The organism is Shewanella sp. GutCb, assembly GCF_002836135.1.
Taxonomy (GTDB): domain Bacteria; phylum Pseudomonadota; class Gammaproteobacteria; order Enterobacterales; family Shewanellaceae; genus Shewanella.
Genome location: NZ_PJBL01000023.1, coordinates 97,585 through 110,697 on the forward strand (window position 1 = coordinate 97,585; position 13,113 = coordinate 110,697).

Genomic DNA, 13,113 nt, shown 5'->3' on the forward strand with positions numbered 1-13,113 from the left:
GATGTGCTTGAGTTTATCAAAAACTACTGGGTGCAGATCTACGCCACCATCTCACTGGTCTTGTTGTGTGCAAACTGGATTCTGGCAAAAACCTACGCTAAGCAAGACAATATCCAACGGTTAGAGAAGCGCGTCGACAAGCTAGAAAACGATATAGAGCAACTGCCAAGCAAAGATGATTTCCATCACCTAGATAAGAACCTGGTCGAGGTTAATGCCCAATTAAAAGCGGTATCTCCCCAGCTTAAATCGCTGCAGCGCATGACTGAAATGCTCACCGAGAATGAACTAAGAGAGAAAAGCTAATGGCACTAATTGATATTAAAAATGAACACCAGCGCCGTTCAATACTGACGGCGCTGGGTGCCATGGTGGGCTTTGGTGCTAACCATTCAATGGTGCGCGATACCTGTGCCAGTTTTGGTGTAGAAATGAGTAACGACACGGTTAAAACCCAGCTCTATTGGCTTGAAGAACAAGGGTTAGTCTTGGTGAAACCTCAAGGTAACTATTTAATTGCCGAGCTTAAGTCTCGCGGTCAGGATGTGGTTGACGGCCTCACGTTTGTGCCAGGCATTAAACGCCCCAGAGCCGGTGATTAGCCATGACTAACAAGAAGCCTGTGGCATCTAGCGCTGAAAATCCTACCCGAGGTCGTCGTTCTAAAGTCGACTTGCTGCCCGATGCGATCCGCAAGACCTTAGACTCTGGCTTACGAGATGGGTCTATTACCCAAATGGAGTTGCTCAACGAGGTTAATGCACTGATTGAAGCTGCTGGCTTACCGGAGGAACAGCTGCTTTCCCGCGCAGGTTTAAATCGTTATGCCAGCAAGATGGAAGCAGTGGGAAAAAGTTTGCGTGAAATGCGTGAGATAACCCAAGTCTGGACAGCTGAATTGGGCGATAAGCCCACCGGTGAAGTCACCAAACTGATATTAGAAATGGCCCGTTCGCAACTGTTTAAAGCCCTATTAAACGAAGATGGCGAAGCGGCAGATGTGGGCATGATTAAAGATGCCATGCTCGCGGTGCAGCGCCTCGAATCGGCTGCGATGGCGAGTCATAAACGCGAGAAAGAGATCCGTAAGGTCTTCGCCGAAGAAGCCGCCAATGCTGCAGTGAAAGTGGCGAGCCAGGCAGGACTATCAACCGATGCTGTTAACTCGATTAAACGTCAAATATTGGGTATCGCATAGTGAATACAGCACAGATTGAAACTCACCCGCAGGGCTCAGAAGTCGCTAAGGCTGTGCAAGCTGAGATGGAACAATTTGACTCGGCCGAGGTGTTGCTGGCGTACCAGAAACGCTGGATAGCGGATTTGTCACCACTTAAAATTGCCGAAAAATCCCGTCGTACCGGTTTGACCTGGGCTGAAGCAGCAGATGGTGTACTCACCGCAGCAGCTGCACGTAATGCGGGTGGTACAAATCACTTCTATGTCGGCTCAAATAAGGAGATGGCGCGTGAATTTATTGATGCGGCTGCCATGTGGGCCAAAGCGTTTAACAAGGCTGCAGGTGAAATTCAGGAAGAGATCTTTCGTGATGAGGATGAAGACAAAGACATTCTCACCTTCGCTATTTATTTCGACTCTGGCTTTAAGATCCAAGCGTTGTCATCCAATCCCTCTAATCTGCGTGGTATGCAGGGTAACGTCACCATTGACGAAGCAGCGTTTCATGACCGTTTAGGTGAAGTGCTTAAAGCGGCATTAGCGTTGACTATGTGGGGCGCTAAGGTACGACTTATCAGTACCCATAACGGTACAGATAACCAATTTAACGAACTAATTAATGATTCCCGGGCGGGTAAAAAAGATTACAGCGTGCATCGTATTACACTCGACGATGCCTGTGCTGAGGGCTTGTATCAACGTATCTGCCAAATTCGTAAGCTTGAGTGGAGTCAGCAGTTAGAGGATGACTGGAAAGCGGGGCTGCTTAAGGCAACCGCCTGCGAAGAGGATGCGCTTGAAGAGTATGGCTGCGTGCCAAAGCAGGGCGGTGGTACCTACATCAAGCGAGTACTCATTGAAGAGGCAATGGTCAAAGATAAATCCATTCCGATTATTACCTTTAAGGCTCCCGAGGACTTTGAAACCTGGTCTGAGGCCCACCGTAATATTCAAGTTAAAGAGTGGTGTGAGCAGATAAAGCCACAGCTAGAAAAGCTTAATCCGCTGTGGAATCACGCTTTTGGTGAAGATTTTGCTCGCCGTGGTGATTTGTCGATATTTCTGCCGTTAGAGATAGCCCCTGATTTAAGTAAACGCACGCCATTTGTGGTGGAGCTGGCCAAGCTGACCTATGACGCCCAGCGAGAAATATTGTTCTACATCTGCGACAACTTACCGCGTCTTCAGGGCATGGCCTTTGATGCCACTGGGAACGGTGGTTATTTGGCTGAGGCCGCGATGTTCCGCTATGGCACCGACATGGTCGAACAAGTGATGATAAGCGAAGCCTGGTATCGCGAGTGGATGCCCAAGCTCAAAGCCGAGTTTGAAGATCTTAACCTCAGCATTCCTAGGCATCAGGACATTGTCGATGACATGGCCAAAATTAAAGTCAGCAACGGCACCCCGAAAATAGATAAAGGCTCAGACAAGAGCGCCACCACAGGTCAACAGCGCCACGGTGACTTTGCAGTGGCCTTAGCCATGGGCATACGTGCCAGTTGGATGGAGGGTGGCGTGATTGAGTTTACCGCTATTCCTGGCAAAGGCAGCGCTGACGATGATGACTTTGATGAAGAGAGTGATTACCACAGTTTTGACCGAGGAGCTTATTAAGCATGGCCATAGAACCCAACAAAACAGTTGAGACTGATAGAAACGGCACCCGCTTTAGCGTCAAAGAACTAAGCGCGAAAGTGTTAGTCAAATCGCAGACCGACAATGCCAAGTTAGGGCACCTGCATAGCCATTATGCTCAGCACCCGAGCCGTGGCTTAACACCGGCTAAACTTGCCCGAATATTGAGCCAAGCTGAACAAGGCGACCTTATCGCGCAGTGTGAGCTTGCCGAAGACATGGAAGAAAAAGATGGCCATATCTTCTCAGAATTGCAAAAGCGCCGCCGCAGCTTACTCGATGTTGAATGGCAGATAGTACCGCCGCGTAATGCCTCTACAGCCGAGATTAAAGACGCTGATATGTTGGCGGAGCAGCTTGAAGACATGCAGATCTTAGACGATCTCATCTTCGATATGAGTGATGCTATCTTAAAAGGCTTTTCAAATAATGAAATCGTCTGGCAGCAACAGGGCAAGCTGTGGTTACCCGAAGCCTTTAATTATAAAGATCCTAGTTGGTTCATGACGGGCCAAACTAATGCGAGTACCACAAACAGTGTTAACAACATTGTTGACCGTAACGAGCTGCGGCTGCGCGATAACACCCTTGAAGGTGCAACCTTACAGCCCTTTGGTTGGGTCAGTCATGTGCATAAAACTAAGTCGGGTTATCTGGGGCGTAACGGCTTAGCCCGCGTGTTAGCTTGGCCGTTCCTGTTTAAAAACTACGGTGTGCGTGACTTAGCCGAATTTTTAGAGATCTATGGCTTGCCACTACGCCTAGGTAAATATCCCACTGGGGCGGATAAAACAGAGAAGGCAACCCTACTGCGAGCGGTGATGAGTATTGGCCACAACGCGGGTGGCATTATCCCTAAAGGCATGGAAATTGATTTTAAAGAGGCGGCTAAGGGGAATAAAGACCCGTTTGAGTACATGATCTCTTTAATGGAGAAAACCATATCTAAAACCATTTTGGGAGGCACCTTAACCAGCCAGGCAGACGGTAAAAGCTCGACTAATGCGTTGGGGAATGTCCATAACGAAGTGCGTCAAGAGCTACGGGACTCAGATCTTAAACAGATAGGTAACACCTTAAGCCGTGACTTAGTGCTGCCGATGTACATGCTCAATGGTAAGAGTTATCGCACACCGAACCGTAGCCCGCGCCTGGTATTTAACGTGGTTGAGGCCGAAGATCTTAAGGGCTATGCCGAATCTCTGCCTAAGCTGGTCGATATTGGTTTTGCTATTCCTCAAGCCTGGGCTCAGGACAAATTGCAGATCCCCGTGGCGCAGAAAGATGAGGTGATGCTAACTAAGCAGGCAAAAGCGGAACCTAAACCTAAAAGTGCAGGATTAGCCTTTGAGGAACCGCAGGCCAAACTCAAGCAGATGGCCATCAAGCGGATCGTGGCACTTAAATCTCAAAGCGAAAACGCACGGCAAGAAGTCGATGATGTTGATCTTATGTCTGCAACCTTGCAGGCCAACATGTCGCCCATATTGGCTGGTTTTACCGATGAAGTGCGTAAATTAGTCGAGAGTGCGGATTCGTTGGAGACACTGCAAGTTAGCTTAAATGAGTTAGATCTCAGTATCGATGAAGCCAGTGAAGTGTTGCAGCTAGCCTTAGTGGCTGCTGATTTAGCGGGCCAGTATGATGTTAACGATGATGTGAGTGAGGCATAACTAATGCCTTCAAGCGCCCGTGATGGCTCATTGCCTTTTAATGAACAGATCACCTTTTTTCGCAATAAGCTCAATGTGCCTACTGAGTCCTGGACGGAGCTTTGGCGGCATGGGCATAACTCGGGTTTTAGTGTAGCTGGGGCGATGAAAGATGATCTGCTTAATGACTTTAGGCGTGCGGTTGATGCAGCCATAGCTGATGGGAAATCACTGACCTGGTTTAAAAAAGAGTTTAATAATATCGTCGCCAAACATGGCTGGCAGCATACAGGCAAGGCTGGCTGGCGCGCTAAGGTGATCTTCGACACCAATATGCGCCAGAGCTATAACGCCGGTCGCTATGAGCAGCTGCAGCAGTTTGACTATTGGCGCTATGCTCACGGTGACAGCCGTTATCCTCGTGAATTGCATCTTAAGTGGCATGACACCTTGCTGCCGAAGTCAGATGTTTGGTGGCAAACTCATTTCCCACAAAATGGCTGGGGCTGTAAATGTCGTATCTATGGTGTGAGTCAGTCAGAGCTTGAACGGAAGGGCTTAACCACCGCTGCTGCGCCGAACGATGGCCTTCGTGACTGGACCGACAAAACCACCGGTGAAGTGCATCAAATCCCAAAGGGGATTGATCCAGGCTTTGATTACATTCCTAAGCGTTCGGCTAACCAGACTAAGCAACAACAACTTGCTAAACAAAAGGCTCCGGTTTATCAAGTGCCAGAGCGTCTGGTACCTACAGCCTTTAGTACCGTTAAAGGTGTCAATGTCGATGGTCTTAATCAAGTGCTCAGTGCTATTTCAAAAAACAGCTCAGCCCCGCAAGTCGCTAGATTGGGTGAATTCCTTAAAATTCACGATATTAGAAGTGTTTTTGTTAAGCAGGCTGAAATGGGTCTCTACAACAAAGGGGCAAAAGATATTGAGCAAGCAGTACTTGGTTATCTTAAACCGAGTGAATACAATCCCAGATATCTCTATGCTATAAGGGGTTATAAAAACACCCGAGGCTTTACCTCAAAGCACTTTGACCATGTTGTGGTAAAAGTCGCTAGCACCACAACGTTGTCTAAAGTGGATGTAAACGAGCTGCGTCAATTGGTTGCCTTAGCTCATGAATTTTACAAGCGCGGGAAACCTGAGTTTTCAATGTCCCATATCGTTAGAACCTATGGTGAGAGTAAAGGTCACAGCGGAACCATTGTGACTTGGTTACACGAGTTAGGTCATCAAGTGCATTATAAAGCGGGTGGCCCATCAGCTCCGGCATTTCAAGGACTGACCCGCTATGGCGGGACTAATTCAGCAGAATGGCATGCCGAGCACTTTGCCGCTTGGTTGTTAAACCGTAATGCCTTGGCAGAATTTAATGCAGATATTGCCAACTATTTTGATAAGCTAGTTGAACAAGCTATCGCTAATGGAGCTAATAATGGATAAGACCTTAGCTGCAATGCTCGACAGAGCCGATGCAGACCCACAGCAAGGGTTACCAACTCCTTTGGTTGATGCCGCGTTGGAGATAGTTAACGATGTAACGTTAAGCTATTTAGAAAAGCAGCAGCAAATCGATACATTACAACAGCAAGCTAAAGGCCGTGAGTTGGAGTTGTTTGGTGAGGTATGGGAAAGCCTTCATGTCATCACGCCACTTGAGGAGATAACAGCTGACGATGGAGAGCAATCTATTGGAAAACCCAAGTAAATGGCTGGCACTCATATCAAGGTCGAAGCTAGGGGCCGTACAGCAATAACCAAAGCCCTTAATAACCTGCTCAAACAAAGCGGTAACCTAACGCCTGCACTGGGTGACATTGGTGAGTACTTGCTTGAATCCACTCAGCAGCGCTTTATCGAACAACAAGCCCCTAATGGTTCACTCTGGGCCGAACTCAGTAGTACTACAGTTGAGCGAAAAATAAAAAAGGGTCAACGGACCGACCGCATTCTCACCGAGTCAGGTACTTTGGCTGATAGCCTGCATTATCAGATTGGTCGCAATCAACTAGAACTGGGTAGTAATCAAGAATACGCTGCCATGCAACAGTTTGGCGGGCTCACAAGCGCGAAGAGTATGATGCCTAATCAAGAGATCGTCGCGAGAGAGTTTCTAGGGGTTGCACCGTTTGAGCGGGAGGAAGTTATGGATATAATAGCGGCACATCTTGGTAAGAGACTGCAAAGTTAGTGTGAAGCTCTAAGTTATTTCTGCTTCAAAGTTTGTTAGAGGTTTAGCTCCAAACTTGGACTATTTATTGGTTTACTTAAACTAAGTTAGTAGTCCAAGTTGAAACAGAGACTATTTACGTTGCTTTCCATAAAACTTCAAGTCAAAATAATGGTATATTTAAAGTAATTATTTCCTAATTAGCCCTCTATGATCACTAGCATTCAATTAGAAAACTTTAAACTCTTCTCTGAAGACACTTTCGAGTTTAACCCTGAGTTCAACCTTATCGCAGGGGTGAATGGTAGTGGTAAAAGCTCTCTTCTCAAGGCATTAGCTATATCATTAGCTGGATGGGCACATGCTTACATTAAGAGTGATAGGAATCTTCGGATAATCGAGGATAATGAAGTACGAGAAATTGAGAGAGACGGTCGCTTTGACTTGACTAAAAAAACATCAATTAGTGCGGCTGGCGTTTTTCCAATCATCAGTCGAAGGGGGTATTCAATTAACGGTAAAGTTAACTGGAAACGTTATAGAGAAGAAGGTTCTACCACTACGTATCTAACTGGTGGGATTCGATATGAGAATCGTTATGATGGCTCTTACTCCCCAACGGAATATAATCTCAATTTATCGACTCTAGGTAGTGATGTTTTAAGGTACATAGAGGGGAATAATCATTTTGATTTACCAGTGATTGCATTTTACGAATGTGACAGATTGTGGATTTCAAAAGGAAATATTGATATTGAAAACTCTGCTTCAAAGCAGTTTTCACGATTTGATCCCTATTTAGATTGTTTCCATACAGGTGCTGATGATAAAGCTATTGGCGAATGGTTACTAAAACTAGAATTAAGTGAGATACAAAAAAAAGCACCAAGCCCAATGAAGTCAGCAATCGAATTCGCTGCAAAAGCAGCTATGGAAAATTGTGTCGGATTCGGGTTTGATTTTGACGAATCAAGAGTGATGGTTCGTTTTGAAGATGGCAGTTCAACGCCTTTCGAACACCTTAGTGATGGGCAAAGAACAATATTAGGTTTATTTTGTGATATAGCGAGAAGAGCAGCTATTCTTAATCCGCACTTAAAAGAAAATATTTGCTCAGAAACCAAGGGAGTAATTTTAATAGATGAGCTTGATCTACATTTACACCCTAAATGGCAAAGAAGAGTTATTGAAGACCTAAGAACAATATTCCCTAAAATGCAGTTTATATGTACAACTCATTCTACTTTTTTGATCCAATCATTACGTAATAGTAGTGAATTAATAATGATGGATGGCGAACCATTATTAGATTATAACAATAAGGGGATTGAAGAAATTGCTCGCAACATGGGCGTTTCTAGTCCTCAAGTGTCACAACTATATGAAAAAATGAAAAATACTGCTCATGATTTTTTAGAAACCCTTGATAATGAGGATCTAACACCAGAAGAATTTCATGAACGTTTCAATGCCCAGTTAGCTAGTATTATTGCACCATACTCTAACAACCCGGCGTATCAAGCATTTCTTGAAAGAAAGTATGCTCTTAAGACTGAGAAGGGACTATGAGACCAGTATCTAAAGGCAACGCTCCTGTAGGTGTTGTTTTTATGAAATATCGAGAGTCTTTTGATTATCTATTAGATAGAATAGGAATTGGTGAATATAGAAATATTAAGTTAGCTCAGTATTGTAGTTACTGTGAGAGAGTAATTCCCACTAATCTTGCTGTTGAGCATATAGAACCAAAGAAAGGAGCATATGCTCAACCGCAGTTAGAAAACTCTTGGACTAATTTTCTACTCGCATGTGTAAATTGTAACTCTAAGAAAGGTTCAAAAAGAATTCAATTTAATATGCTGTATCTTCCTGATCGAGACAATACTTTTCATGCTTTCGAGTACCGCCATAATGGTGAAGTCTACCCTAGTTCTACATTAAATAACGCTCAAAAGGCTATCGCTGTAAATACAATTAATTTGGTAGGTTTAAATGAACCTATTGATACTGATGTAGATGGTGTAGCAAAAGACAGACGAACACAGCGTTTAAATGCTATGGCTTTGGCTTTGGATTCATTGGAAGACTTAAAAACAGCCCCTCAAAATCAAACAATACAAAACCTAATAGTGAAAGGCATGTTGACTAGTGGTTATTTCAGTATTTGGATGGCAGTATTTAATGGCTACCCTAGCATTAGACAGTTGTTTATAGATTCAATTCGAGGTACTCGGCAGAGTGGATGTTTTGATGCGAATGGAAATGTCCTGCACCCTCATCCAAACCCAGACAACTTACAACTTGGTGGGAAAATCTAATTCTGATTTGCATCATCGGCACAGGCCTATATCTAGAGTGAGTTTACCTTAATTAATTTAATCCATTAACTGTCGATATTTTTTTCCGAAAAGCATTTATGTCTTAGAACGATCACTCTAAGACTGTGATCACCAAGGAACTTTGTCGTATCTTTAACTATTAAGCGACTTTATGAGTAGTTAATTTATGTTTTGTAGACTTGGTTATAGTGGGTAAGTCAGGCACTATCTCTTCATGAAATCCTTGCTTAAACCTTTCTATGAATCTTATTAAAACTGTACTTCCTTTTGTCTTATTGGCTTTTAGTTCAGCAACTAGCGCTGCGGGTAATACATCCAATGACTCATTCAACAAAGCAAAGAAAATGCTTGAGCGTGCGGTCTATCAAGATCATCGCGTTACCATCTACAGTGGCGCTACATTTGATGCGAAGAAGAATATAAAGGTTCCCCTAAGCTTTGTGACTGATAAACATGTCAAGCGTGCCAAAAGAGTAGAATGGGAGTATGTGGTATAGATAGAGAGCTCGTTGTGAATAAGTCTTGTATGTTTTGACTAAGTGACTCGACTTATAGTTTGATATGTATCTAGTGAATCCCCCTCAAGCGTATCGTAAGCACTTTAAGTCTGACCTTGAAGCATGAGATACCAACAAGTCTTCATTTATCAACCGTGATTGGTTTAAACAGCTTTTAAACACTATCAGGTACTCATCTTCGTGAACAAAGGCAGTGATTATGGATAATCATTGTAATATGATGTTGTAAGTTATCGAAAATCATAAGGATGTGTATTAGTGCAAAATGTATTTATTCTTGCGCTCTCTCTCATGTTGGCGGCGTGCGCAGCACCAACTCGAACCGACAAGGATGAGTTTTTTGTGGTCTCCTCAGGTAATGTGCCTATAGAAAAAGTCCCGCACTTCGTTGATTGCTTAACCGATGGTTTCAATAGGGCACATTCCGGCTTAACTAATTTTGAAGTCCGTCAATCATTACGGGCGACAGGTTATCGTGTCGAAACATACACAGGGAGCTTTAACTATCTTCTCATGAGTGCTGATATTTTCAATGATGGTAATGTGGTGTTAAATGAAAGCAGTGCAGCAGCATTAATCAATACGAATGGTGAGAAAGATGCTTTTGTTGGCTGTCTGGCCGAGTTTAAGGTTAACGTTTAAATGAATAGTAATAATCAGGTCAAAAATGACAGTGAAGCCAAAGGTGAGGATACAGAAATTGGTACTTTACCAATGTGGCTTAAAGTCTCACTGGTTTTTGTTTTAAGTATAGCGATTAGTATTTTGTTTTTGTACTTCGGCAAGTTCAATGGCCCGTTAGGAACTCAGGAAACGTTTGCTCAATTTGGTGATTTTCTCGGCGGAACTCTCAACCCTATTCTTGGTTTTGCTACGATCGGTTTGCTTATTTGGTCTATTAACATTCAGATGAAAGAGTTGCGGTTAACTCGAGAAGAGCTTGCTGCTACAAAGAGTGAAGCGGAAAAGAGCCGTTTAGCGTTAGAAGGGCAGGTTTTACACTTGAAAAAAGAGTCCTATTTAAATGAATTAACCCGTGTATTAAAGGAACAAAATAGTAAATACAATGAATTGATTAAGCAGCCTGTTGCAAGTCAAAGTGAAGTTTCTTATGCTATATATGGCAAATCATACCCCCCTAAATTGATTATCTGCTGCCATAACCTAATTGAAAGTGAATGGGATGGAGAGACCTTTACAAGCTCACAAAAAGAGGCGTGTACTAAATATGTAAATAGAAAAATGCGAACTGGTGGATATGAAACTAAACAATGGAATGATATTACTCGTAGTCTTATAAGTGTATTTCTTTTAACAGTTGAATATCACCAGTTAAGTGAAAACTCTTATTTAAGTGGTATTTATATTTATGAGCTCTCGTTTAAAATTGGTAATTTGACACAATTAGTTGGTGATTCAGCCTTGATACAATGTGACGATGTTTTAAAGAGTATTCTTGAATCAGAAGACATGATGAAAAGCCTAGAAGAAGCGATAAGTGACTTATTCAAAAACTAGTCGTTAAACATTCCTATAACTACATTTTTACTTAAACAAGGAATACTTCCCGAAACCTTTCCAATCCCTACCTAGCCAATAGCCCCGCATCATGGGGCTATGAAAACATTAAACCTCTCATCCAACTCTATTGCTGCTCTGTCAGCTATGCACAATCTTACATCTGTTGATGGTGAGTCTGTAGCAGTACTGACTTTCGCTTTTGATGGTGAGACGGCCCAGCTCGGCATTAACAACAATAATAACAACAGCTCTCGCGTGCAGCTGCTGCCTGATGGTGAGTTTGCGGCTAAAGATGGGCGGCCCTTCGAAGTGCCTGGTGGCAAGTGGTTAATGGATGCATTGGCCTATTCCAACATTCAAACCAACGTCACTGAACGCAGCAACGACTTTCATTTTGACTACGAACATCAAACCTTAAACAGCGATGCTAATGGCAAACCTGCACCCGCTGCTGGGTGGTTCAATGAGCTTGAGTATGTGCCTGGTGAAGGCTTGTTTGCACTTAATGTCGATTGGACTTCTGCTGCAGCCAAGTTCATTGCCAATAAAGAGTATCGCTACACCTCCGCTGTTTTTAGCTATGACGCCCAATCTGGACGCCCATTGGCGTTGCTGCACGTTGCTTTAACCAATGACCCCGCCCTTGATGGCATGAAAGCGATTGCGGCACTCAAACAGGGGGCGCTTAACGCCAGTGCTCACTCCAATTCTGCTAATCCAAATATTCCCTCTCAATCAACACAAGGAAACAAACCCATGAATAACGCATTAACGCTGTTGCTTGGCTTGTTGGGTATCGATGCGCCCAGCGATTTAAGTGACGCTGCAGCTCTGAAAGCGGTCACCGACACAGCCACCACGACTATTGCAGCCCTAAAGGTAAAAGCCGATAAGGCAAGCACCTTGGAGGCTGAGCTTAATACGGCGAACGAGTCTGTTGCGGCCCTTAAAGCGGGTGGCGCTGATAGCAAAGGCGGCGAAGTGGACTTGAGTAAGTACGTGCCTAAAGCCACTTATGACGCCACCGTCACCGCGATGGCTGCGCTAAAAGCCGGCAATGATAAAGATTCGGTTGAGCAACTACTTAAAGATAACGCTGACAAGGTGCTTGAGGCTGAAACCGACTATCTCACCAGCTTTGGTCAGCAACAAGGTGTAGCCGCCCTTAAAAACATGCTCGAAGCCCGCCCAGCGATTGCCGCGCTTAAAACTACCCAGACCCAAGGCAAACAAAAGCCTGGGGAAGAGGGCGAGCAACTGAGTACTGATCAGCTCGCGGTTTGTAAAAATATGGGACTCACGACTGATGAGTTCAAAGCTTCGATGAATAAGGAGGATGCGTAATGGCGTTAACTAAAGACCGTCCAACCCCGACACGTGCCAATCGTGACCGCCATGATCCTATGGCAGCAGCGGTGCTGTTTTATGCTGGCGCAATTGTAATGCTCGATGCTTCGGGCAATGCCGTACCAGGACAAACAGCCATAGGATTGAAATCCCGTGGTGTGGCGACGCAGCAGATAAGCAACCTTGGCGGCATTGCAGGGGCTGAGTCAGTGCCCAGCGTTAACGGTTGCCATCGTTTTATCAATGACAGCTCAATCACTCGCGCCGATATCGGTAACACGGCTTATGTAATCGATGATGAGACCGTGGCGAAAACTGACGGAGGTAGCACTCGCAGCGCTCTGGGAAATATCGTTGATGTTGATGCTATCGGCGTGTGGGTTGATATCGCATAACTGTCCGTTTTATTCGTAAGCCATTAACCCATTCATTCGTTAGGAGCGAAACCCATGATCATCAATAAAGCCAATTTATCATCGCTGTTTACGGCGATTAAAACGTCCTTTAACAAGGGATTAAAAGACACTACGCCAACCTGGAACAAAGTGGCGACTCTGGTGCCATCCACCACCAGTACCACTACGTATGCTTGGCTGGGCCAGTTTCCACGTATGCGTGAATGGTTAGGTGACCGCCAACTTAAAAGCTTGGCCTTGCATGACTACAGCGTTAAGAACAAGAAGTTTGAATCGAGTGTTGCCATTCCGCGTGACGACATCGATGACGATACCTATGGC

General features: G+C 44.5%; 16 protein-coding genes. All 16 read left to right on the top strand.

Going from position 1 to position 13,113, the window contains the following annotated elements; translation table 11 throughout:
* Nucleotides 1-3 precede the first annotated feature (3 nt).
* Nucleotides 4-306 (top strand): DUF2730 family protein, encoded by a 303-nt coding sequence (locus CXF86_RS14005; protein ID WP_180961071.1) that lies wholly within the window; start codon nt 4-6, stop codon nt 304-306.
* The gene (locus tag CXF86_RS14010) at nt 306-602 is read left to right on the top strand and encodes a VpaChn25_0724 family phage protein (RefSeq protein WP_102039269.1); all 297 of its coding nucleotides are present in this window, start codon (nt 306-308) and stop codon (nt 600-602) included. Before CXF86_RS14005 ends, CXF86_RS14010 begins: the two co-directional genes overlap by 1 nt.
* Before the next feature lie 2 nt (nt 603-604).
* The gene (locus tag CXF86_RS14015; RefSeq protein ID WP_102039270.1) at nt 605-1,198 is read left to right on the top strand and encodes a DUF3486 family protein; all 594 of its coding nucleotides are present in this window, start codon (nt 605-607) and stop codon (nt 1,196-1,198) included.
* Between the two features lie 65 nt (nt 1,199-1,263).
* Nucleotides 1,264-2,796: a terminase large subunit domain-containing protein gene (locus CXF86_RS14020; protein WP_102039281.1), complete on the top strand. Its 1,533-nt coding sequence runs from the start codon at nt 1,264-1,266 to the stop codon at nt 2,794-2,796.
* A 2-nt stretch (nt 2,797-2,798) separates the two neighbouring features.
* On the top strand, nt 2,799-4,490 hold the full coding sequence (locus CXF86_RS14025) for a DUF935 domain-containing protein (protein ID WP_102039271.1): 1,692 nt from the start codon (nt 2,799-2,801) through the stop codon (nt 4,488-4,490).
* 3 nt (nt 4,491-4,493) lie between these two features.
* On the top strand, nt 4,494-5,924 hold the full coding sequence (locus CXF86_RS14030) for a phage minor head protein (RefSeq protein ID WP_102039272.1): 1,431 nt from the start codon (nt 4,494-4,496) through the stop codon (nt 5,922-5,924).
* The gene (locus CXF86_RS14035) at nt 5,917-6,189 is read left to right on the top strand and encodes a hypothetical protein (RefSeq protein WP_102039273.1); all 273 of its coding nucleotides are present in this window, start codon (nt 5,917-5,919) and stop codon (nt 6,187-6,189) included. The genes CXF86_RS14030 and CXF86_RS14035 overlap by 8 nt, the downstream gene beginning before the upstream one ends.
* Nucleotides 6,190-6,672, top strand: coding sequence for a phage virion morphogenesis protein (locus CXF86_RS14040; RefSeq protein ID WP_102039274.1), 483 nt, complete (start codon nt 6,190-6,192; stop codon nt 6,670-6,672).
* A gap of 189 nt (nt 6,673-6,861) precedes the next feature.
* Nucleotides 6,862-8,220, top strand: a complete 1,359-nt coding sequence (locus CXF86_RS14045; protein ID WP_102039275.1) for an AAA family ATPase — start codon at nt 6,862-6,864, stop codon at nt 8,218-8,220.
* Entirely contained in the window at nt 8,217-8,969 is a 753-nt protein-coding gene (locus CXF86_RS14050; protein WP_102039276.1) for an HNH endonuclease, read from the top strand. The genes CXF86_RS14045 and CXF86_RS14050 overlap by 4 nt, the downstream gene beginning before the upstream one ends.
* 260 nt (nt 8,970-9,229) lie before the next feature.
* Entirely contained in the window at nt 9,230-9,487 is a 258-nt protein-coding gene (locus tag CXF86_RS14055) for an HNH endonuclease family protein (RefSeq protein ID WP_180961072.1), read from the top strand.
* Nucleotides 9,488-9,766: 279 nt separating this feature from the next.
* Nucleotides 9,767-10,150 (top strand): hypothetical protein, encoded by a 384-nt coding sequence (locus CXF86_RS14060; protein ID WP_102039277.1) that lies wholly within the window; start codon nt 9,767-9,769, stop codon nt 10,148-10,150.
* Nucleotides 10,151-11,026 (top strand): hypothetical protein, encoded by an 876-nt coding sequence (locus CXF86_RS14065; protein ID WP_102039278.1) that lies wholly within the window; start codon nt 10,151-10,153, stop codon nt 11,024-11,026.
* 99 nt (nt 11,027-11,125) lie between these two features.
* On the top strand, nt 11,126-12,373 hold the full coding sequence (locus CXF86_RS14070; protein WP_219622739.1) for a phage protease: 1,248 nt from the start codon (nt 11,126-11,128) through the stop codon (nt 12,371-12,373).
* Entirely contained in the window at nt 12,373-12,771 is a 399-nt protein-coding gene (locus tag CXF86_RS14075; RefSeq protein WP_102039279.1) for a hypothetical protein, read from the top strand. Before CXF86_RS14070 ends, CXF86_RS14075 begins: the two co-directional genes overlap by 1 nt.
* A 54-nt stretch (nt 12,772-12,825) precedes the next feature.
* Nucleotides 12,826-13,113: Mu-like prophage major head subunit gpT family protein (locus CXF86_RS14080; RefSeq protein WP_180961073.1), on the top strand; the 288-nt coding region annotated here is incomplete at its 3' end.

Bases quoted from the DNA above. Each gene is read 5' to 3' on its own strand.
- CXF86_RS14070 (WP_219622739.1), top strand. From the start codon at position 11,126: ATGAAAACATTAAACCTCTCATCCAACTCTATTGCTGCTCTGTCAGCT.
- CXF86_RS14015 (WP_102039270.1), top strand. From the start codon at position 605: ATGACTAACAAGAAGCCTGTGGCATCTAGCGCTGAAAATCCTACCCGA.
- CXF86_RS14040 (WP_102039274.1), top strand. From the start codon at position 6,190: ATGGCTGGCACTCATATCAAGGTCGAAGCTAGGGGCCGTACAGCAATA.
- CXF86_RS14050 (WP_102039276.1), top strand. From the start codon at position 8,217: ATGAGACCAGTATCTAAAGGCAACGCTCCTGTAGGTGTTGTTTTTATG.
- CXF86_RS14035 (WP_102039273.1), top strand. From the start codon at position 5,917: ATGGATAAGACCTTAGCTGCAATGCTCGACAGAGCCGATGCAGACCCA.
- CXF86_RS14075 (WP_102039279.1), top strand. From the start codon at position 12,373: ATGGCGTTAACTAAAGACCGTCCAACCCCGACACGTGCCAATCGTGAC.
- CXF86_RS14020 (WP_102039281.1), top strand. From the start codon at position 1,264: ATGGAACAATTTGACTCGGCCGAGGTGTTGCTGGCGTACCAGAAACGC.
- CXF86_RS14025 (WP_102039271.1), top strand. From the start codon at position 2,799: ATGGCCATAGAACCCAACAAAACAGTTGAGACTGATAGAAACGGCACC.
- CXF86_RS14030 (WP_102039272.1), top strand. From the start codon at position 4,494: ATGCCTTCAAGCGCCCGTGATGGCTCATTGCCTTTTAATGAACAGATC.
- CXF86_RS14055 (WP_180961072.1), top strand. From the start codon at position 9,230: ATGAATCTTATTAAAACTGTACTTCCTTTTGTCTTATTGGCTTTTAGT.
- CXF86_RS14045 (WP_102039275.1), top strand. From the start codon at position 6,862: ATGATCACTAGCATTCAATTAGAAAACTTTAAACTCTTCTCTGAAGAC.
- CXF86_RS14010 (WP_102039269.1), top strand. From the start codon at position 306: ATGGCACTAATTGATATTAAAAATGAACACCAGCGCCGTTCAATACTG.
- CXF86_RS14065 (WP_102039278.1), top strand. From the start codon at position 10,151: ATGAATAGTAATAATCAGGTCAAAAATGACAGTGAAGCCAAAGGTGAG.